General features: G+C 61.9%; 20 protein-coding genes. 2 read left to right on the top strand and 18 right to left on the bottom strand.

What is annotated here, in order from left to right:
• Nucleotides 1–242: 242 nt before the first annotated feature.
• Nucleotides 243–584: a hypothetical protein gene (locus ACN9M3_RS10140; RefSeq protein ID WP_426170441.1), complete on the top strand. Its 342-nt coding sequence runs from the start codon at nucleotides 243–245 to the stop codon at nucleotides 582–584.
• Between the two features lie 51 nt (nucleotides 585–635).
• Here ACN9M3_RS10140 and cysM read toward each other — a convergent pair whose 3' ends face one another.
• Together cysM and ACN9M3_RS10130 are read right to left on the bottom strand one after the other, a co-directional pair.
• Nucleotides 636–1,538, bottom strand: coding sequence for a cysteine synthase CysM (gene cysM, locus ACN9M3_RS10135; protein ID WP_426170440.1), 903 nt, complete (start codon nucleotides 1,536–1,538; stop codon nucleotides 636–638).
• 23 nt (nucleotides 1,539–1,561) lie between these two features.
• Nucleotides 1,562–2,122 (bottom strand): GNAT family N-acetyltransferase, encoded by a 561-nt coding sequence (locus tag ACN9M3_RS10130; protein ID WP_426170438.1) that lies wholly within the window; start codon nucleotides 2,120–2,122, stop codon nucleotides 1,562–1,564.
• A gap of 64 nt (nucleotides 2,123–2,186) precedes the next feature.
• On the opposite strand from ACN9M3_RS10130, the gene ACN9M3_RS10125 reads away from it, so the two are divergent.
• Entirely contained in the window at nucleotides 2,187–3,899 is a 1,713-nt protein-coding gene (locus ACN9M3_RS10125; protein WP_426322219.1) for an FAD-dependent oxidoreductase, read from the top strand.
• Here the strand turns inward: ACN9M3_RS10125 and ACN9M3_RS10120 are convergent.
• The 16 genes from ACN9M3_RS10120 to serC form a co-directional block, all read right to left on the bottom strand.
• Entirely contained in the window at nucleotides 3,886–4,632 is a 747-nt protein-coding gene (locus tag ACN9M3_RS10120; protein WP_426322217.1) for a LytR/AlgR family response regulator transcription factor, read from the bottom strand. The genes ACN9M3_RS10125 and ACN9M3_RS10120 overlap by 14 nt on opposite strands.
• Complete coding sequence (locus ACN9M3_RS10115; protein WP_426322215.1) at nucleotides 4,629–5,672, bottom strand: sensor histidine kinase; 1,044 nt, start codon at nucleotides 5,670–5,672, stop codon at nucleotides 4,629–4,631. The genes ACN9M3_RS10120 and ACN9M3_RS10115 overlap by 4 nt, the downstream gene beginning before the upstream one ends.
• Before the next feature lies 1 nt (nucleotide 5,673).
• Nucleotides 5,674–6,252 carry a transcriptional regulator gene (locus ACN9M3_RS10110; RefSeq protein WP_426322213.1) on the bottom strand — a complete coding sequence of 193 codons (579 nt, stop codon included), beginning with the start codon at nucleotides 6,250–6,252 and terminating at the stop codon, nucleotides 5,674–5,676.
• A 143-nt stretch (nucleotides 6,253–6,395) separates the two neighbouring features.
• Nucleotides 6,396–6,701 (bottom strand): ComEA family DNA-binding protein, encoded by a 306-nt coding sequence (locus tag ACN9M3_RS10105; RefSeq protein WP_426170433.1) that lies wholly within the window; start codon nucleotides 6,699–6,701, stop codon nucleotides 6,396–6,398.
• Nucleotides 6,702–6,801: 100 nt separating this feature from the next.
• Nucleotides 6,802–7,770: an OmpA family protein gene (locus ACN9M3_RS10100; protein ID WP_426322211.1), complete on the bottom strand. Its 969-nt coding sequence runs from the start codon at nucleotides 7,768–7,770 to the stop codon at nucleotides 6,802–6,804.
• Nucleotides 7,771–7,939: 169 nt separating this feature from the next.
• Nucleotides 7,940–8,872 carry a D-glycero-beta-D-manno-heptose-7-phosphate kinase gene (gene rfaE1, locus ACN9M3_RS10095; protein WP_426322209.1) on the bottom strand — a complete coding sequence of 311 codons (933 nt, stop codon included), beginning with the start codon at nucleotides 8,870–8,872 and terminating at the stop codon, nucleotides 7,940–7,942.
• Between the two features lie 48 nt (nucleotides 8,873–8,920).
• Nucleotides 8,921–10,096 (bottom strand): lipopolysaccharide assembly protein LapB, encoded by a 1,176-nt coding sequence (gene lapB / locus ACN9M3_RS10090; protein WP_426170427.1) that lies wholly within the window; start codon nucleotides 10,094–10,096, stop codon nucleotides 8,921–8,923.
• A gap of 7 nt (nucleotides 10,097–10,103) precedes the next feature.
• Nucleotides 10,104–10,409: a LapA family protein gene (locus tag ACN9M3_RS10085; RefSeq protein ID WP_426170425.1), complete on the bottom strand. Its 306-nt coding sequence runs from the start codon at nucleotides 10,407–10,409 to the stop codon at nucleotides 10,104–10,106.
• A gap of 220 nt (nucleotides 10,410–10,629) precedes the next feature.
• Complete coding sequence (locus ACN9M3_RS10080) at nucleotides 10,630–10,935, bottom strand: integration host factor subunit beta (RefSeq protein ID WP_028100433.1); 306 nt, start codon at nucleotides 10,933–10,935, stop codon at nucleotides 10,630–10,632.
• A gap of 16 nt (nucleotides 10,936–10,951) precedes the next feature.
• Entirely contained in the window at nucleotides 10,952–12,628 is a 1,677-nt protein-coding gene (gene rpsA, locus ACN9M3_RS10075; protein WP_155453574.1) for a 30S ribosomal protein S1, read from the bottom strand.
• A gap of 77 nt (nucleotides 12,629–12,705) precedes the next feature.
• The gene (gene cmk / locus ACN9M3_RS10070; RefSeq protein WP_426322206.1) at nucleotides 12,706–13,374 is read right to left on the bottom strand and encodes a (d)CMP kinase; all 669 of its coding nucleotides are present in this window, start codon (nucleotides 13,372–13,374) and stop codon (nucleotides 12,706–12,708) included.
• A 136-nt stretch (nucleotides 13,375–13,510) separates the two neighbouring features.
• A complete protein-coding gene (gene aroA, locus ACN9M3_RS10065; RefSeq protein WP_426322204.1) occupies nucleotides 13,511–14,842 on the bottom strand; it encodes a 3-phosphoshikimate 1-carboxyvinyltransferase in 1,332 nt (443 codons plus the stop codon).
• Between the two features lie 9 nt (nucleotides 14,843–14,851).
• Entirely contained in the window at nucleotides 14,852–15,850 is a 999-nt protein-coding gene (locus tag ACN9M3_RS10060) for a prephenate dehydrogenase (RefSeq protein ID WP_426322202.1), read from the bottom strand.
• The gene (gene hisC, locus ACN9M3_RS10055) at nucleotides 15,843–16,961 is read right to left on the bottom strand and encodes a histidinol-phosphate transaminase (RefSeq protein WP_426322200.1); all 1,119 of its coding nucleotides are present in this window, start codon (nucleotides 16,959–16,961) and stop codon (nucleotides 15,843–15,845) included. The genes ACN9M3_RS10060 and hisC overlap by 8 nt, the downstream gene beginning before the upstream one ends.
• A 21-nt stretch (nucleotides 16,962–16,982) precedes the next feature.
• On the bottom strand, nucleotides 16,983–18,056 hold the full coding sequence (pheA, locus tag ACN9M3_RS10050) for a prephenate dehydratase (protein ID WP_426322198.1): 1,074 nt from the start codon (nucleotides 18,054–18,056) through the stop codon (nucleotides 16,983–16,985).
• A gap of 131 nt (nucleotides 18,057–18,187) precedes the next feature.
• Nucleotides 18,188–19,270 carry a 3-phosphoserine/phosphohydroxythreonine transaminase gene (gene serC / locus ACN9M3_RS10045; protein WP_426322196.1) on the bottom strand — a complete coding sequence of 361 codons (1,083 nt, stop codon included), beginning with the start codon at nucleotides 19,268–19,270 and terminating at the stop codon, nucleotides 18,188–18,190.
• Between the last annotated feature and the right edge of the window lie 8 nt (nucleotides 19,271–19,278).

Genomic DNA, 19,278 nt, shown 5'->3' with positions numbered 1-19,278 from the left:
GTGTAACTTGTGTGAAATACAAGAGTAGAGAATTACCCTAACACAAAAATTCAGGTAGAATTCTCTCAGAATGTTGCGATAGGACAACGCGTTTCGAGAGCAATATACTATTTTTTGTTGCACGCCAGTACTGCTGACCGCACTGTTGTACAATTGTGTATATATTATGAAACTTGTTAAACAGGAATCCGTCGCAGGACGTGGGTCGTTAGCAGGACAACTTTAGAGAAGGAACAGAAGACATGACCAACCAAGTCGGTAACGATATGAACAACGAGTCGGAAGGCGATGATCTGCTGCAGTACAATCCGAACCGTCTGCTCGACACCCTGATCGAAAACCTGCGCCTGAAGAACGATGCGGCCCTGTCGCGCGCTCTGGAAGTGGCGCCGCCTGTGATCTCCAAGATCCGCCACCACCGCTTGCCGGTTGGCGCATCGCTGCTGATCCGCATGCACGAGGTTTCCGACCTGAGCATCCGTGACCTGCGCTACCTGATGGGCGACCGCCGCAATAAGTTCCGCATCAGCGACAAGCAGTTCAAGCCGAAAGAAGGCGCCGGCGGCTCGAAAAACGAGGGCTGATTCCAGCCCTGGTTGACCCTCCCCGCCCGGGGAGGGTGAGCGGCCCTATGCTCAGGCTGGGAACACCCCGGTCGACAGATAGCGGTCGCCACGATCGCAGACGATGAACACGATCGTCGCGTTTTCCACTTGCTGCGAAATGCGCAGCGCAATCTCACAGGCACCCGCTGCCGAAATCCCGCAGAAGATACCCTCTTCAGCAGCCAGCCGGCGCGCCATGCGTTCCGCCGCGGCCTGCGACACGTATTCCACCTGGTCCACGCGCGCCTTGTCGTAAATCTTCGGCAGGTAGGCTTCCGGCCATTTGCGGATGCCCGGGATCGATGAACCTTCTTCAGGCTGGGCGCCGATGATGCGGATGTTCCCGTTCTGTTCCTTCAGGTATTGCGACACGCCCATGATGGTGCCGGTGGTTCCCATGGCGGACACGAAGTGCGTCACGCGGCCTTCGGTATCGCGCCAGATCTCAGGACCGGTGCCTTCGTAGTGGGCACGCGGGTTGTCGCCGTTGGCAAACTGGTCGAGGATGATGCCCTTGCCATCCTTTTGCATCTGCTCGGCCAGGTCGCGCGCGTATTCCATGCCGCCGGTTTTCGGCGTCAGGATGATGTTGGCGCCATAGGCGGCCATGCTCATGCGGCGCTCTTCGCTCAGGTTTTCCGGCATCAGCAAGATCATTTTGTAACCGCTGATGGCAGCAGCCATGGCCAGCGCAATGCCGGTGTTGCCGCTGGTTGCTTCGATCAGGGTATCGCCCGGCTTGATCTGCCCGCGCTCTTCGGCCCGGCGCAGCATCGACATGGCAGCGCGGTCCTTCACCGAGCCGGCCGGGTTGTCGCCTTCCAGCTTGCCGAGGATGATATTGCCGCGTGCGGCCGCTTCCGCGCCGGGGATGCGCACCAGCTGCACCAGCGGCGTGTTGCCGATGGTATCGGCGATTGTTTTGTATGCCATGGTTCCTGCTATGAATTGTTCTGTCAAACGCCCATTCTATCCGCTCCAGCGGCGAGCTGCAGGGACATGAAGACATAGCCCAGGCTCTCGCCGTCGATCCGGAACAAATCGGGAATCTCGCCCGTCTGCACGAAGCCGCAGCGGCGATACAGGGCCCTGGCCGGCTGGTTGCCCGCCAAAACCTCCAGGTCGACCCATTCCAGCCCCTGGCCATGCGCCCAGTTGGCAGCCGCTTCCACCAGCGCCGTACCAAGGCCGCTGCGCCGCGCAGCGCGGTGCACGCCCATGCCCAGCAAGCAGCGGTGGCGTGCCGCCGGCTCGGGGCGCGAACGCAGGTCGATATGGCCCATGATTTCTCCATCGCGCAGCGCGACCCAGACCCGGCGCCAGCCTTGCTGGCCAAAACTGGCCTGCAGGCCGGTACTGAAGCCATTCACCTTTTCCGGCGGGAAGCCGGCGCTGGTGCGCGACATGGGCTGGAACAGGGGAGCGCCATCGCGGCCGTTATCGAGCAGGTGGTCGTTGAGGTAGCGGAAGAAGGCGGCCAATTCTTCTGGATGCAGCGGCCGGATGGTAAAGGTCATGACAAATCATAGCAGGCCGGGGTAATTGAATTAAACTACCCGGATAACACAGGAGCCCTACCCCATGAGCGACACCGAAGTCATATCCATGCCCTCCACGCTGGAGAGCCGCCGGCACCAGGTCAACCCGGTGCTGACCGAGCAGGAAATCAAGCGCCTGCACCGATTCGGCACGGTGCGCCAGTATGCGCGCGGCGTGCGCATCCTCGAAGCGGGCCACACTTGCTTCGGCCTGATCATCGGGCTGAAAGGCACGATCACGATCTGCAAATACGACGGCCTTGGCAATTCCGAATTCCTGACCGAGCATGGTCCCGGCGAATTCACCGCCGAGGTATCGCAGCTGTCCGGCCGCCCTTCCCTGGTCAATGCGACCGCCAAGGACGATGTCGAAGTGCTGGAAGTGTCGCCGGAAAACCTGCGGGCGCTGGTGATCGCGGAAGCGGAACTGGGCGAGCGCATCGTGCGTGCCCTGATCCTGCGCCGCGTCGGCCTGCTGGAAAGGGAAGGCGGCGGCCTGGTGCTGGTTTCCCCGGCCGGCAATGCGGCCCTGTTCCACCTGCGCAGCTTCCTGAGCAGTAACGGCTACCCTTACCGCATCCTCGATCCGAAAGACGACGAGCAGGCGCGCGCGCTGTGCGAGTACTACGAGCCGGGCCCGGACGACTGGCCGCTGGTGGTGTGCCCGGACGGTGTGGTGAAGAAGAACCCGAGCAATGCGGAAGTAGGCTATTGCATCGGCCTGCTGCCGGACATCGATACCGAAAAGCTGTGGGACGTGGTGGTGGTTGGCGCCGGCCCTGCCGGCCTGGCGACTTCCGTCTACGCGGGTTCGGAAGGCTTGTCCGTGCTGGCGCTGGAGCAGCGCGCCTTTGGCGGCCAGGCCGCCGCCAGTGCGCGCATTGAAAACTACCTCGGCTTCCCGACCGGCATATCCGGCGGCGCCCTGGCCGGCCGCGCCTTCGTGCAAGCGCAGAAGTTCGGCGTCGAAGTTGCCATTCCCGCGCCAGCCACCCGCCTGCTGTGCGACAGCTGGCCGCTGCGCGTCGAGATCGCCGGCGGGCAGGTGGTGCGCGCCAAGACCGTGGTGCTGGCCAGCGGCGCGCGCTACAAGCGGCCTGCCCTCGACAATATCGGCGAATTCGAAGGCCGCGGCATCTATTTCTGGGCCTCGCCGATCGAAGGCAAGCTATGCAAGTCGGAAGAAGTGGTGCTGGTGGGCGGCGGCAACTCGGCCGGCCAGGCGGCAGTATTCCTGTCCAGCTTCGCCTCCAAGGTGCATATGGTGATCCGCGGCGACGGCCTGAAGGCCACCATGTCGACCTACCTGATCGATCGCATCAAGGCCACGCCGAATATCGAACTGCACACGCATACCGAGATCGTGGCGCTGGAGGGCAATGACGACGGGCTGTCGCGCGTGACCTTCCGCTGCAAGGACACCGGCGAAGTCGATAGCTGCGACGTATGCCGCCTGTTCCTGTTCATCGGCGCCGACCCGAACACGGCATGGCTGGCAGACTGCGGCGTGGAGGTCGATGCGCAGGGCTTCATCCGCACCGGCTTCGACGCCATCAAGGACCAGTGCCGCGCCAAGATGACGCTGGCCGACGCGCCGCAGCGCGCGCCGCTGGAAACCAGCGTGCCCGGCGTGTTTGCCATCGGCGACGTGCGCTCCGGCTCCACCAAGCGCGTGGCAGCCGGCGTCGGCGAGGGCGCGGCCGTGGTGTCGCAGATCCACGCTTTCCTGGCCAACCTGCCTGTCACATCGTCCTGAAGCGGTGCTGGAAGCGCTGGCTGACCGGCAGCCGCGCTCCATGCCCGCGCAAAGAAAGCCACATGGCGTTGTCGCCGTCGCGCACGGCGGCGGCAATGCGCTTCACGGCCACCACGTAGCTGCGGTGGACCTGCCAAAATCCCTCCCCTTCCAGCGTTTCGGCCAATTCCTTGAGCGGAGTGCGGATGTGCGCCTCCAAGCCCAGCGCCACCACGCGCGTGTACTTGTCCTCCGCCACGAAGTACAGGATGTCGGACAGTGCGATGAAGTGCACCGCCTGCCCCACCGAAGCCTGGATCCATGACGGCGGCTGCACTGGAGCGGCGCTTGCCGCGCGAACGCCGGCGATGCGGCGCAAGTCCGGCGGCGGCAGCAACACACGTTCGCGCAGCCGCTCGACAGTGCGAGCCAGCCGCGCAGCATCGACCGGCTTCAGCAAATAGTCATGCGCCCCCTGCTCGAAGGCGGCCAGTGCGTGTTCGTTGTACGCGGTGACGAATACGACGTGCGTGCGTGAGCCGAAGGTGGCCGCAAGCTGCAGGCCATCCAGCCCCGGCATGCGGATATCAAGGAAAGCCACGTCGGGCGCCAGCTCGCGTGCCAGCCGCAACGCCTCGAAACCATCCGCCGCATCGGGCAGCAGCTGCGCTTCGGGCCACAGTGCAGCCAGCAGTTCGCGCAACTCGGCGTGCAGCAGCGGTTCATCGTCAGCGATCAGGATGCGCGGTTTCATGCAGCGCCCCCGACCGGCAACAACAGTTCCGCCTCGGTGGCGCCATCGCCTGCCTGGCGAAGTTCGAACGCGGCCTGGCCGCCGTATAACGCCTGCAACCTTTCGCGGACATTGCGCAGTCCAACTCCGCTGCCCAGCAGCTGCGCGCCTTGTTCGCGCTGCAAACCAGCTCCATCGTCGCGCACGATGATGCCCAACCGGCCATCGCCCCGCAGTCCAGCTGCCACGCTCACGCAAACGGCGCCCGGTTTCGGCTCCACTCCGTGCTGCACCGCGTTCTCCACCAATGACATCAGCATCATCGGCGGCACCGGCAGCTCGCCCAGCCCTTGCGGGCAATCGATGCTGGTGGCCAGGCGCGAGCCGAAACGGATCTCCATCAGCGCCAGGTAATGGCCCGCCAGTTCGCACTCCCGGGCCAGCGTCGACGACGATGTCCGCATGTCGGGCAAGGCCGTGCGCAAATAGGCGATCAGGTGGTCCAGCATGTCCACCGCACGTTCCGGCGCATGGCGCGCCAGGTAGCGCGTATTGGCCAGCGTGTTGTAAAGGAAATGCGGCTCGACCTGCGCCTGGAGGGACCTCAACTCCGCCTGCAAGGCTGCGCGCTGCAACTCCGAAATTTCCAGGGCACGCGCCTGGCGATGGGCATACATGAGCGGGACCGTCAGCACGATGGTTCCGAAAGCCAGCGCACTCCCCAGCATTTGCAAGGGCGACAGCGCCAGTAGCAGGAAGTAGCTTGTCCCCTTGGCGTAAGCCTGCATCGCTACCATGGCAGCGATTAGTTGCAATAGTGGCTGGGCTGCCCAGCACCAGGTCCAGCCAGCCTTTGACGGCAGCAGCCATCGCAGCGCCAGCGCACCGGCCAGCACGATCGCTGCATCGAGCAAGAGCGCGCCGAACAAGGCAAGCCGGTCGTAAGAGCCAGCAAACACGGCGCAGCCGGCCACCAGCAAAAATATGCAGGCGCTGGAAGCGCCTTCCCGCAGGCTCACGGATAAGAGGGCGCGCAAGGCGGCCTTGGGTCCGTTCTGCATATTACAAGCTTGGATTGGTGTGCTGGGCACGCCAGTATTCGCGCGGCGGCATTTTATCGACCGGCACGCTCTTGTCCACCACTTCCATTTTGAGGTCATCGATCCACACCGTGCCGCCGCCGACGCCATTCACGCCAAATAAGACAACGTCCGCGTTTTCAGCGACATCAAGCGTCACACTGCGCAACTGCCAATCAGCACTACCCTTGATTGGCTTATCCTGGCTATTGTAGAAACCATCCGTCTCGCCATTTTCCAGGTCCACCCGCATCCACAGGCCACTCCAGGCACCGATGCTGTCGGCACGCACCTGCGCAGATAAACGCACGCGCTTGCCGCGGTACTTGTCGGCAGCGATGGTCTGCATCAGCGTTGCCCATGCTTTGCGATCATCTGTTTTCGCGCGCAGGAACTTCGCAAAGCTGCCCCGGCGGTAGCCATTGGGGTCGGCGCCTATTTCGTACAGGTCCGGGTTTTCACCGGCGAGGTACCAGCTCTTGTCTAGGCTTGCGGTGGGCTGGGCTAATGCAAGCAAAGAAACAGAGGCGACTGCGGCGAGGAATACAACGTGGGGTTTCATGGGGCGTTAGTTTCTCATGGCATGACGACATTGTCATGTCCATAACTGTGCCCCATGCCGCTGGCGCCAGGGGAAGCATGCGATGAACGCCTCCCCGTCCCGATAAATGGCGCTGCCTGCGGATTAACGCGGCGAGTCCTGGCTTATTTGCGCGCAGTCTCCTTGCGTGGCGCCGCGCCTTCGCGCGATTTGCCGTTGACCATCAGGCCAGCTTCCGACAGCTTGATGGCGTTTTTCTCGCCGATGCCTTTGACGCGCTGTTCCAGGTCGGCCCAATCCTTGAACTCCCCTTTTGCGCGTTCTGCCATGATGGCCTTGGACTTGGCCGGGCCAATGCCCTTGACGCTATCCAGTGCGGCCTGGTCGGCCTTGTTGACGTCAACCTGGGCGAATGCCATGCCCATGCAAGCGACCAGCGTAGCGACGGCGAGCAGCAGTTTCCTGATCATGATTGCCTCCATAAAGTGGACACGAGAAGACCTCGTTTCGCCACAACGCAGCCCGCGCCGCCCGGCTGACACGGGCCGCGCGCGGTTTGAGGCAGATCAATCAACGCACAACTAATTCCACACGACGGTTCTTTGCCCGCCCTTCATCACTGGCGTTGCTGGCCACCGGCGCCATGTTGGCAACGCCGCGCGGCATCATGCGACTGGCCTGAATGCCGTACTTGCCTGCCAGCGCATCGGCCACGGCCTGGGCGCGCTTCTGCGACAACGTCATGTTGGCTTCGAACTCGCCCTGGTCGTCGGTATGGCCGACGATGAAGACTTTCATCTTGGGCTGCGCCTGCAGGGCCTTGGCCATCTGCTCCAGTTGTTCGCTCGATTGCTCGCGGATCACGGCTTTGTTGGTGTCGAAGGTCACGCCATACAGCGCCACCTTGCCGTCGCGCTGCAAGCCTTCCTGGATGGCCCGGGTGTCAACGGTGACCTTGCCGCCCTCCATCACGGTCGGTTCGACGATCTGCACGAACTGGCGCACGCGCTGGAAGTCGGTGTACTCGGACAGTGCGACCATGACATAGGTGTTTCCACCGGGCCCCGGTTTGGCAGCGCTCACCAGATGGAAGCCCGGCTGGTTGGCGCTATTAAAGGTGCTGCTGATATACGCGTCGAACGATTTCCAGTTCACTTCACGCGGAAGCTCCTGGACCAGGTTCTGCACTTTGGCCTTTTCGCACTGGTCGGTCTCGCAGGCGTACAGGACCTTGAAGCCGGCGGCAGTCAGCGCCTGCTGGTAGTTGCGATGGATTTCCAGCGGACTGCGGCCTTTCGGGCCCCAGTAATAACGGTTGGCAGTCTTGCCTTCCACCTTTTTCAGTACCGGCTTGCCGGCTTCGGTATCGACGACCTTAGCCTGGCCCAGGTTTTCGCCGCCGACCATGTAGAGCATCGAACCTTGATAGCGGTGCACGAGCGGATGGTCGCTGCCGCCCGCGATGTCTTTATTGAAGTTCGGCTGCGCGTTCGCTTGCAGCGACACGGCAGCCAGCAGGGAAAGGATGATCGGGCGCATGGCAATTCGGGAAGAGTGAGCGGATTGCCAATATAACAAAGATCCCTCCCCTCCCGCGCCGGTAATCTCACGCGGCAATTACCATAAAAGTCGGGGTCAGGTCTGGCAATCCGCCACAAAAGGCACATTCGTGCCTTTTGTGGCGGATTGCCAGACCTGACCCCGACTTTTATGCGAATAGCTCGTCGCGGGTGACGGTGGCGGTGCCGAGCTTGCCGACGACGATGCCGCCGGCGCGGTTGGCGGTCTCGACGGCTTCTTGCCAGCCGGCGCCGGAGCCGAGCATGGCGGCCATGGTGGCGATCACGGTGTCGCCTGCGCCGGAGACGTCGAACACTTCGCGGGCGCTGGCATGCACGTTGAAGATGCCTTCGTCGGTGAACAGGGTCATGCCCTCTTCCGATCGGGTCAGCAGCAACGCGTCCAGCGACAATTCTGCGCGCAGGTTCTGTGCCTTGGTGACCAGCTGTTCTTCGCTGTTCCACGAGCCGACGATGCGCTTCAGTTCCGATTTGTTCGGGGTCAGTACGGTGGCGCCTTTGTATGGCGAGAAGTCGTCGCCTTTCGGGTCGACCATGACGATCTTGCCGGCTGCGCGTGCGGTGGCGATCATTTCCGCCACGTCGACCAGCCCGCCCTTGTTGTAGTCGGACAGCACGATCACGTCGTATTCCGGCAGCAGGGTCTTGAACTGCACCAGCTTGTTGCGCAAGACGGCGTCGCTTGGCGGCTCTTCGAAGTCGATGCGCACCATCTGCTGCTGGCGGCCGATCACACGCAGCTTGATGATGGTGGAGATGGCGTTGTCGTGCTTCAGGTAGCTGTGGATGCCGCCGCTTTGCAGCAGCAGCTCCACTTCCGATCCTGCTTCGTCGGCGCCGACGATGCCCAGCAGGCCGGCGTGTGCGCCCAAGGCTGCGGCATTGCGTGCGACGTTGGCGGCGCCGCCCAGGCGGGCTTCGCGGCGTTCGATGCGCACCACGGGTACCGGGGCTTCCGGCGAAATGCGGCTGACGTCGCCGAACCAGTAGCGGTCCAGCATGACGTCGCCTGCGACCAGGATGCGTACTTTGTCGAGTGCGAGCGCTTTTTTAGTGGTCATTTTTGAAAACCGGTAAACCGGTGTCTGACCCGCAGGGTCAGGCACCTATTAATTCATCACGTTGAGTTCTTCGGTGCGGCGCGGCGGGTAGGAATCCCAGCGGCTGCATCCCGGGCAGTGCCAGTAGAACTGGCGGGCTTTGAAGCCGCAGTGGCTGCACTGGTAGCGGGCCAGCTTTTGCGTGTAGCCGTGCACCAGGTTCTTGACCATTGACAGCTCGGACAGCACGGAGGCCGGCGCGTCCATCATGCGCGCTTCCAGCAGCTTGTCGAGGCCGAGCAGGGTCGGCGTGCGGCGCAGTTCGTCGAGCACCACTTGCTTGGCGGCGTCCACGCCTTCCAGTTCGATGACGGCCTTGAACACTACTTCCAGCAGGTCGATCGAGGATGCTTGTTCCAGGTAGGACTTCAGCAGGCTGACACCTTCCTGCGGGCGGCCCACCTTGCGGTAGCCGTCCATCAGGCGCGTTGCGACCAGCGCGGTATGCGGCACGGATTGCTGCTCGACGCGGCGCCAGGTGACCAGCGCGGCTTCGGTGTCGCCTTTCGCCAGCTGCGCGTCGCCGCACAGGATGGTGGCGCGCACGCTGCTGCGGTCGGCCTGCAGGGCTTGTTCCAGCAGGCTTTCCGCTTCTTCGGGCTTCATGTGCACCAGTGCGTCCTGCGCCAGTTCACAGTAGAACTGCGATATTTCCTTCTGGCGCGAGCCGGCACCGGACTCCTGCAGCGCAAGCGCGGCTTCGATGGCGCGCTTCCATTCCTTTTCGCGCTGGTAGATTTCCAGCAGCGCCTTGCGGCCTTGCACGGCGTAGGAAGTGTCCAGCAGGCGGGTATAGGTTTCTTCGGCGCGGTCCAGCAGGCCGGCTTTCAGGTAATCCTGGCCCAGCTCATATTCGGCATGGGCGCGCTGCTCGGCCGGCAGGTCTGGGCGCGACAGCAGGTTCTGGTGCACGCGGATAGCGCGCTCCGTTTCGCCGCGGCGGCGGAACAGGTTGCCCAGTGCGAAGTGCATGTCGGCGGTTTCGGGATCGAGCTTGACGATCTCGATGAAGGAATCGATGGCCTTGTCCGGCTGGTCGTTCAACAGATGGTTCAGGCCTCGGAAATAACCGCGCGGCAGCGTGCGCGATTCGGATACCACGGCGCGGATATCGACGCGTGCGGCGATCCAGCCAAGGGCAAACATGGCTGGGATGCCCAGCAGCCACCAGAGTTCAAAATCCATATTTATCTTAGCGCTGGGGGTTGATGCTGTCCGGCAGCGGGCGCTCGTTTACTTGCATGGCCGCGGTCTGCAGGGATTGGATGGTGGATTTCTGCTTGTTCGATTCGCGGCGCTGGCGGAACAAGGTAGGAGTCAGCGCAAGGATGCACAGGGCGGCGCCGGCCACGAAGAAGGCCAGCAGCATCAGCACCAGTGGGCCGCGCAGCTCGTAATTCAGGAACAGGTGCAGGTCGACTTCCTGCGTGTTTTTTAACGCAAAACCAAAGAACAGGACAAACAGGACAACGCCGAAGGCGGTGGAAATAAATTTCATTCTTGGTTCCTATCTTTAAAACCGGTAAACCAGGGTCTGACCCGCAGGGTCAGACCCTGTCTGCTCGACGGCCGTTGGTGTTGGTTCTGAGCTTTTGACTTTCGAAAAAGATCAAAGGCCTCGAAACCAAACCCGCGGCTTCGAAACCTGGTTTACCGGTTCTAACAACAAAAAAAGGGGCAGGCAAATGCCCGCCCCTTCATTCTACTGTGCCAGAGACTCAGTCCTCAATGATCGGTTGCCCGACCATCGCATCGACCCGCTCGCGCAGCTGCTTGCCCGGCTTGAAGTGCGGCACCCGTTTTTCAGGGACCATCACCTTGTCGCCGGACTTGGGATTGCGCCCAATGCGTGGCGGCCGCGAATTCAGGGCAAAGCTGCCAAAACCACGGATCTCGATGCGCTGGCCGTCGGCCAAAGCGTTGGTCATCGCATCGAGGATGGTCTTGACGGCATACTCCGCATCTTTGGCCACCAGCTGGGAGTACCGCTCAGCCAGTCGGTTGATCAATTCGGACTTAGTCATCTAAGTGCTCGGTAGATTAGTTCTTGTTGTCGAACTTGGCTTTCAGCAGCGCGCCCAGGCTGGTGGTGCCGGATGCGGCGCTGGAATCAGCAGCCATCTTCGACATCACTTCAGCGGTTTCTGCGTTGTCCTTAGCTTTGATCGACAGCTGGATCGAACGTGCCTTGCGATCGATGTTGATCACCAGGGCTTCCACGGAATCACCAACCTTCAGGTGGGTGCCGGCATCTTCCACGCGGTCGCGGGAGATTTCGGAAGCGCGCAGGTAGCCTTCAACTTCTTCGGACAGGGCGATCACGGCGCCTTTTGGCTCAACCGACTTAACGGTACCGGTCACCAGGGAGCCCTTGTCGTTCATGGCTGCGAAGTTGTTGAATGGATCGCCTTCCAGTTGCTTGACGCCCAGGGAAACGCGCTCACGCTCAACGTCGATTGCCAGAACCACGGCTTCCAGTTCGTCACCTTTCTTGAACTTGCGTACGGCTTCTTCGCCGGACTCGGTCCAGGACAGGTCGGACAGGTGCACCAGGCCGTCGATGTTGCCTGGCAGGCCGATGAACACGCCGAAGTCGGTGATCGACTTGATGGCGCCCTTGACCTTATCGCCCTTCTTGTGGGTCATGCCGAAGTCGTCCCAAGGGTTTGCCTTGCACTGCTTCATGCCCAGGGAGATACGACGACGCTCTTCGTCGATTTCCAGGACCATGACTTCAACTTCGTCGCCCAGTTGAACGACTTTGTTAGGAGCCACGTTCTTGTTGGTCCAGTCCATTTCGGACACGTGAACCAGGCCTTCGATGCCTTGTTCAACTTCAACGAACGCACCGTAGTCGGTCAGGTTGGTGACTTTACCGAACAGGCGGGTGCCTTGTGGGTAACGACGGGACAGACCGGTCCAAGGATCGTCGCCCAGTTGCTTCACGCCCAGGGACACACGGTTCTTCTCTTGATCGTACTTCAGGACCTTGGCGGTGATCTCTTGACCAACGGTCAGGACTTCCGAAGGGTGACGCACGCGGCGCCATGCCAGGTCGGTGATGTGCAGCAGGCCGTCGATGCCGCCCAGGTCAACGAACGCACCGTAGTCGGTGATGTTCTTGACGACGCCGGTCACCACGGTGCCTTCTTTCAGGGTTTCCATCAGTTTCTGACGCTCTTCGCCCATCGAAGCTTCGATGACGGCGCGGCGGGACAGAACCACGTTGTTACGTTTGCGGTCCAGTTTGATAACCTTGAACTCGAGGGTCTTGCCTTCGAATGGGGTGGTGTCCTTGACTGGACGGGTGTCTACCAGCGAACCTGGCAGGAAAGCGCGGATGCCGTTGGTCAGAACGGTCAGGCCGCCCTTGACTTTGCCATTGACGGTACCAACGACGATTTCGCCGGATTCCATTGCTTTTTCCAGTGCCAGCCACGATGCCAGGCGCTTGGCCTTGTCACGGGACAGGATGGTATCGCCGAAACCATTTTCCAGCGATTCGATGGCCACGGAAACGAAGTCGCCTACTTTGACTTCCAGTTCGCCTTGGTCATTCTTGAATTCTTCAACAGGAATGAAAGCTTCCGATTTCAGGCCTGCGTTAACGATCACAAAGTTGTGGTCCAGACGCACGACTTCAGCGGAGATCACTTCGCCAGAGCGCATGTCTTGACGCGACAGGGACTCTTCGAAGAGGGCTGCAAAACTTTCCATTATTTATTTCCAGGTTAGCCAGTAAGGCCCGCACTATGCGGCTTCAACTGGGTTGAGGGTTGAACAAAAACAGCTATTTATTTATGGGCGGCAGCCCACCATTTCAACACCTGCTCGGTCGCTTCATCAGCGTTCATGGCAGACGTATCGAGGAGGTACGCACCCTCTGCCGGCGCCAGCGGTGCAATGGCCCGGTTCATATCCCGGTCGTCGCGCGCTTTCAAATCCATCAGCAGGTCTTGCATACTAGCAGAAATTCCCTTTCCGATCAATTGCTTATAGCGACGATCGGCGCGCGCTTCGACGGAGGCGGTCAAAAACACCTTCAGGGGGGCGTGCGGGAAGATGACCGAGCCCATGTCGCGGCCGTCGGCCACCAGGCCTGGGGTCTTGCGGAAACTCAGCTGCAGGCCGTACAGGGCTTGGCGCACGGCGGGCAAAGCAGCGATTTTCGATGCAGTATTGCCAACTTCCTCGGCGCGGATGGCATCGGTGACGTTTTCCTGCGACAGGTAGATGGCGTCGCCAGCGAAATGGATGTTCAGGTGCTCGGCCAGCTTGGCCAGGGCGTGCTCGTCGTTCAGGTTGGTTTCGCGGCGCAGGGCCTGCAGGGCGGTCAGGCGGTACAGGGCGCCGGAATCGAGGAGGTGGAAGCCAAGCTTATCCGCGACCTTGTGGGCCACGGTGCCCTTGCCGCTAGCGGTCGGGCCGTCGATGGTGATGACTGGGATGTTCGATGTTAGCATAAATTTAATCATTAAAACCGGTAAACCGTTGTCTGACCCACAGGGTCAGACACCTATGACGCGGCAGCCGCAGGCCGAGTGTCAGACCCTGCGGGTCTGACACTGGTTTACCGGTTTTCCAGGTCTTGGCTAAAAGTTAAACGCTACCACGCTTAGCGATAGACGCAAACGCGGTGAAGTACTCAGGGAACGTCTTCGCGACGCATTTTGGATCATTGATGCGAACCTTGGCGCCCTGGCGGATGAACCCATCCAGGGAAGCCAGCGAGAAGCACATCGCCATGCGGTGGTCGTCATAGGTATCAATGGCAGCCGGCAGCAGTGTAGCCGGCGGCGTCACGGACAGCCAGTCGACCCCCTCCTCCACCGTTGCGCCCAGCTTGCGCAGCTCGGTCGCCATGGCCGACAGCCGGTCGGTCTCCTTCACGCGCCACGAAGCGATATTGCGCAAGGTGGTCGTGCCCTCGGCATACAGCGCCGCCACGGCAATGGTCATCGCCGCATCCGGAATGTGGTTGAAGTCCATGTCGACCGCCTTCAGCGGGCCAGGCGCGCTGGCTTCAATCCAGTTATCGCCCATGACAATGGTCGCGCCCATCTGCTCCAGCGCCTGCGCAAAGCGCACGTCGCCCTGGATCGAATCGCGGCCCACGCCCTGCACCCGCACCGGGCCGCGGCCAATCGCGCCGGCAGCCAGGAAGTAGGAGGCGCTGGAGGCATCGCCTTCCACATGGATGGTGCCCGGGCTCTTGTAGGTCTGGCTGGCCGGAGTAGTGAACGACGACCAGCCATCCTGCTCGACCACACCGCCAAAGCGGCGGATCAGGTTCAGGGTGATCTCAATGTAAGGCTTGGAAATCAGTTCGCCTTCCACTTCGATGGTCACCGCATGCTCGCGCGCCATCAGCGGCGCCACCATCAGCAGCGCGGTCAGGAACTGGCTCGACACATCGCCGCGCACCTTCAAGCGCTGCGATTTGAACTCGCCAGTGCGGATGTGCAGCGGCGGGTAGCCCTTGTTCATCGTGTATTCGATATCGGCGCCGGCGGCGTTCAGCGCGTCGACCAGGTCGCCGATCGGGCGCTCGTGCATGCGGGGCACGCCGTGCACCTTGTAGTCGCCGCCGATCACGGCCAGCGCAGCGGTCAGCGGGCGGATCGCGGTGCCGGCGTTGCCCATGAACAGGTCGGCAGTGCGCAGCGGCCAGCTGCCTTTCACGCCCTGCACCACGTGCACTGTGCTTTCGCCTTCGCGATGCTCGGTCCATTCCACGCCCAGCGAGCGCAGGGCGGCCAGCATCACGGCAGTGTCGTCGGAGGCTAGCAAGTCGATCACGCGGGTTTCGCCTTCGGCCAGCGCGGCCAGCAGCAGGATGCGGTTGGAGATGGATTTCGAACCTGGCAGGCGCACCGTGCCCTCGGCGCGGGCGACCGGCAGCAGGTCGAGGTAATGCGGATAATCAGTCATGCGTGTTCCTTATTCTGCCGCCGCGTCTTTCGGCTGCGGCGGCTCAGCCGCCTCGATGGTCTCGATCCATTGCCGGCGCGCGCGCTGGGCGTTGGCGTAGGTCGCTTCAAGGGCGGCGGCGTCGCCAGCGGCAAGGCTGGCGCGCAAACGGGTTAATTGTGCCAGATATGCATCCAGCTCAGTCAGGAGTGCGGCCTGGTTGGCGAGGCTGATGTCGCGCCACATTTCAGGCGAGCTGCCGGCGATGCGGGTGAAGTCGCGGAATCCGCTGGCAGCATATTGGAACAGCAAATCCGAGTGGGGCTTGCGTTCGATGTCGTCTACCAGCGCGTAGGCCAGCAGGTGGGGAAGATGGCTGACGGCGGCGAACACTTTGTCGTGCTCTTCCGGGGTCAGGGTGTGGATGACGGCGCCGCAGGCTTTCCAGGCTTGCGCCACGCGCTCGATGGCGGCGGGGGCGTTCTCGGCCAGGGGCGTGAGGACGGTTTTTTTGCCTTTGTACAGGTCGACGATGGCGGCGTCGGGGCCGTTGGTTTCGCGGCCGGCGATGGGGTGGCCGGGGACGAATTGATTGACCTTGTCGCCCATCACGGCGCGGGCGGCGGCAACGACGTCGGATTTGGTGCTGCCGGCGTCGGTGACGATGGTGGTGGCGTCCAGGTGCGGCAGGATCGATGACAGGATGCGGGCTGTTTGCGCGACTGGCGCGGCGAGCAGGATCAGGTCGGCGCCTTTTATTGCGTCTTCAAACCTGTAAAGCGGTGTCTGACCCGCAGGGTCAGACACCGGTATGCGGCCGTCGCGTATCGGTGCCTGACCCTGCGGGTCAGGCACCGGGTTACCGGTCTGGGCGGCCGAGTCGATGATGCCCAACTCAAGCGCCCGCGCCAGGAATGCCTCCGAGCGATCAACGCCAACAATATGCCGAGCAGCGCCAGCCTGCTTCAGCCCTCGCGCAAACGAGCCGCCGATCAGGCCAACGCCAAAGATGACGACCTTGTTAAGCACGATCCTCCGCCAGCGCCTTGCGCAGCGCAGAAATCAGCACCGCATTCTCTTGCGGCAGGCCGATGGAAATACGCAGCCACTGCGGCAAGCCGTAATTGCCCACCGGGCGCACGATCACACCCTGCTTCAGCAGCGCCAGGTTGATGCGCGCGCCAGCCGCGTCATCGTTACCCACGCGCACCAGCACGAAGTTACCGTACGACGGCACGAACTCAAGCCCCATATCCTTGAACGCCTCCACGAACTGCTCGTAGCCCGCGGCATTGTTGGCAGCCGACTTGTCCAGGAATTCCTTGTCGTTCAGCGCCGCAATCGCCGCAGCCTGCGCCAGCGAGTTGACATTGAACGGTTGGCGAATGCGATTCATCAGGTCGGTCACTTCGGGCTGCGCCAGCGCAAAGCCCACGCGCAGGCCCGCCAGGCCATAGGCCTTGGAGAAGGTACGCGACACCAGCAGGTTCGGGTACTTCTTGACCCAGGCAGCCGACTCGTACTGGTCTTCCTTCTTCAGGAATTCGTTGTAAGCTTCGTCCAGCACCACGACAACGTGCGCCGGAACCTTCTGCAGGAAAGCTTCGATCTCGGCGCCGGAGACGAAAGTGCCGGTCGGGTTGTTCGGGTTGGCAATGAACACCAGCTTGGTGTCCGCCTCAATCGCGGCAGCCATCGCATCCAGGTCGTGGCCATGGTCCTTGGCCGGCACCACGATATGGCGCGCGCCAATGCCCTGGGTCGCCAATGCGTACACGGCGAACGAGTACTGCGAGTACACGACGGACTGGCCGCGCTCAACGAAAGCGTGTGCAGCGATTTCCAGGATATCGTTGGAGCCGTTGCCCAGCGTGATCCAATCCATCGGCACATCGTAGCGCTTGGACAGCGCCATCTTCAGGTCGAAGGCGTTGGCATCCGGGTAGCGGCCCAGTTCCGCGGCGGCAGCGGCCATGGCCTTCTGCGCCGATTCCGGCACGCCGAACGGGTTTTCGTTCGATGCCAGCTTGACGATGGATTCTTCTTTCAGGCCAAATTCGCGCGCCACCTCGGAGATAGGCTTGCCCGCTTGGTAAGGAGCGATTGCACGAACGTATTCAGGGCCGTAAGTCTTGGACATGTTTCTAATCTCTTTTAAAGGTCAGGTGAGGCTGGTCGGGTAAGAGCCCAGCACTTTGAAGAAGGCAGCATTGTCCTTGAGTTCAGCCAATGCCTTTGTCACGGACGGGTCTTGTACGTGCCCTTCTACGTCTACATAAAAATAGTATTCCCAGGTGCCGATGCGGGCCGGGCGCGACTCGAAGCGCGTCATCGACACGCCATGCTTGGCCAACGGAGCCAGCAACTGGTACACGGCGCCGGCCTTGTTCGGCACCGCCAGCACCATCGAAGTGTGGTCGCGGCCGGACGGGTTGGTCTGCAGGCTGCCGATCACCACGAAGCGGGTGCGGTTGTGCGGGTCGTCCTGGATGTGGGCATTGACCACGCCCAGTCCATATTGCGCGCCGGCGTGTTCGCTGGCGATGGCAGCGATGGTCGGGTCGTCGCCCGCCATGCGTGCCGCTTCAGCATTCGAGGCCACGGCGCGGCGCTCGATGTGCGGATAATTCTGGTTCAACCAGACCTGGCATTGGGCCAAGGCCTGCGAATGGGCGCAGATCACCTGCACGCCTTCCATGGTGCCGGTCTTGGTCATCAGGCTGTGATGGACCGCAATGGCGATCTCGCCGGAGATCAGGCAAGGCGTCGCCAGCATCAGGTCCAGGGTGCGGTTCACCGCTCCTTCGGAGGAATTCTCGACCGGCACCACGCCGAAATCGGCGGTACCGGCTTCCGTCGCGCGGAACACTTCGTCGATGGAGGCGCAAGGGATGCCATCCACTGCTGTGCCGAACTGGGCGTACACCGCTTGTTCGCTGAAGGTGCCGGCCGGGCCGAGATAGGCCACGGTCACGCGGCGCTCCAGGGCGCGGCATGCCGACATGATTTCGCGGAAGATGGTCTGCACTTCGCGTGCACCCAGGGGGCCAGGGTTGCGGTCGGCCACGCCGCGCAGCACCTGGGCTTCGCGCTCGGGACGGAACACGGGCGCGTTGGTTTCGGCTTTTACGTGGCCGACTTCCTGCGCGACTTTGGCGCGGTCGTTCAGCAGCGCCAGGATTTGCGCGTCGATCGAATCGATCTTTTCGCGGAGGGGTTTCAGTTTGTCTGTCATTAGTTTGCGTTCACTTTTGTGCTGGCTTAAACCGGTAACCCGGTGCCTGACCCGCAGGGTCAGGCACCTCCGGCCTGCGGCGGGCGCGTATCGGTGTCTGACCCCGTGGGTCAGACACCGGTTTGCCGGTTTTAACGGCCAGCAAATTCGTTCAAATAATCGACCAGCGCTTGCACGCCCTCGATCGGCATCGCGTTATAGATCGATGCCCGCATACCACCGACGGACTTGTGGCCCTTCAGCTGCAACAGCCCGCGCGCCTTCGCACCGGCCAGGAATGCTTCATTTTTCGATTCGTCGCGCAGGTAGAACGGGATGTTCATGCGCGAGCGGTATCCTTTTGCGACGCGATTCTGGTAGAAGTCGTCGGCGTCGAGCGCGTTGTACAGCAGCTCGGCTTTCTCAATATTACGCTTTTCCATGGCGGCCACGCCGCCCTGCTTCTTCAGCCACTGGAACACCAGGCCGGCAATATAAATGCCGTAGGTCGGTGGCGTGTTGTACATCGATTCATTATCCGCCACGTTCTTGAAGTCGAAGGCGGATGGGCAGAATGGCAGCGCCTTGCCGATCAAGTCATCGCGCACGATAACCACGGTCACGCCGGCCGGACCGATATTCTTTTGCGCGCCGCCGAAAATCACGCCGTACTTGCTGACGTCCACCGGACGCGACAGGATGTGGGACGACATGTCGGCCACGATATCGGTATCGCCCTGCGCGGTCGGCACAAAGTTGAATTCAACGCCGTCGATGGTCTCGTTGGTGCAGATGTGCAGGTAGGACGCGCCCGGCGTGAGCTTCCAGTCCTTCTGGTCCGGCACGCGGTCGAAGCCGGTAGCCTGCGACGAGGCAGCCACATTGACGCGGGCATAGCGCGCCGCTTCCTTGATCGACTTGCTGGACCAGGAGCCGGTCTGCACGAAATCGATAGTGCTGTCGGCGCCGCCGCACAGGTTCATCGGCAGCACGGCATTCTGCGACAGGCCGCCGCCCTGCATGAACAGGATCTTGTAATTGTCCGGCACGGCCAGCAGCTCGCGCAGGTCACGCTCGGCCGCTCTATAGATCGAAATGAATTCCGGACCGCGGTGGCTCATCTCCATGACGGACATCCCACTACCCTGCCAGTCAAGCATTTCAGCGGCCGCCTGTTGCAGCACTTCCTTAGGCAGCACGGCCGGGCCGGCGGAGAAATTGTAGATGTTCGTCACTTCGATAC

Origin of the sequence: Pseudoduganella sp. R-43 (assembly GCF_049913255.1) — a bacterium.
GTDB lineage: Bacteria > Pseudomonadota > Gammaproteobacteria > Burkholderiales > Burkholderiaceae_D > Rugamonas.
This window is presented reverse-complemented; position numbering and strand designations above follow the sequence as displayed.

What these genes read in the sequence shown, in the direction of transcription:
- ACN9M3_RS10105 (WP_426170433.1), bottom strand. Translation starts at nt 6,701, where the DNA reads ATGATCAGGAAACTGCTGCTCGCCGTCGCTACGCTGGTCGCTTGCATG.
- lapB (WP_426170427.1), bottom strand. Translation starts at nt 10,096, where the DNA reads ATGGATTTTGAACTCTGGTGGCTGCTGGGCATCCCAGCCATGTTTGCC.
- ACN9M3_RS10120 (WP_426322217.1), bottom strand. Translation starts at nt 4,632, where the DNA reads ATGAAACCGCGCATCCTGATCGCTGACGATGAACCGCTGCTGCACGCC.
- ACN9M3_RS10110 (WP_426322213.1), bottom strand. Translation starts at nt 6,252, where the DNA reads ATGAAACCCCACGTTGTATTCCTCGCCGCAGTCGCCTCTGTTTCTTTG.
- ACN9M3_RS10140 (WP_426170441.1), top strand. Translation starts at nt 243, where the DNA reads ATGACCAACCAAGTCGGTAACGATATGAACAACGAGTCGGAAGGCGAT.
- ACN9M3_RS10080 (WP_028100433.1), bottom strand. Translation starts at nt 10,935, where the DNA reads ATGACTAAGTCCGAATTGATCAACCGACTGGCTGAGCGGTACTCCCAG.
- ACN9M3_RS10130 (WP_426170438.1), bottom strand. Translation starts at nt 2,122, where the DNA reads ATGACCTTTACCATCCGGCCGCTGCATCCAGAAGAATTGGCCGCCTTC.
- cysM (WP_426170440.1), bottom strand. Translation starts at nt 1,538, where the DNA reads ATGGCATACAAAACAATCGCCGATACCATCGGCAACACGCCGCTGGTG.
- hisC (WP_426322200.1), bottom strand. Translation starts at nt 16,961, where the DNA reads ATGTCCAAGACTTACGGCCCTGAATACGTTCGTGCAATCGCTCCTTAC.
- rpsA (WP_155453574.1), bottom strand. Translation starts at nt 12,628, where the DNA reads ATGGAAAGTTTTGCAGCCCTCTTCGAAGAGTCCCTGTCGCGTCAAGAC.
- ACN9M3_RS10085 (WP_426170425.1), bottom strand. Translation starts at nt 10,409, where the DNA reads ATGAAATTTATTTCCACCGCCTTCGGCGTTGTCCTGTTTGTCCTGTTC.
- ACN9M3_RS10115 (WP_426322215.1), bottom strand. Translation starts at nt 5,672, where the DNA reads ATGCAGAACGGACCCAAGGCCGCCTTGCGCGCCCTCTTATCCGTGAGC.
- rfaE1 (WP_426322209.1), bottom strand. Translation starts at nt 8,872, where the DNA reads ATGACCACTAAAAAAGCGCTCGCACTCGACAAAGTACGCATCCTGGTC.
- aroA (WP_426322204.1), bottom strand. Translation starts at nt 14,842, where the DNA reads ATGACTGATTATCCGCATTACCTCGACCTGCTGCCGGTCGCCCGCGCC.
- ACN9M3_RS10100 (WP_426322211.1), bottom strand. Translation starts at nt 7,770, where the DNA reads ATGCGCCCGATCATCCTTTCCCTGCTGGCTGCCGTGTCGCTGCAAGCG.
- pheA (WP_426322198.1), bottom strand. Translation starts at nt 18,056, where the DNA reads ATGACAGACAAACTGAAACCCCTCCGCGAAAAGATCGATTCGATCGAC.
- cmk (WP_426322206.1), bottom strand. Translation starts at nt 13,374, where the DNA reads ATGCTAACATCGAACATCCCAGTCATCACCATCGACGGCCCGACCGCT.
- ACN9M3_RS10125 (WP_426322219.1), top strand. Translation starts at nt 2,187, where the DNA reads ATGAGCGACACCGAAGTCATATCCATGCCCTCCACGCTGGAGAGCCGC.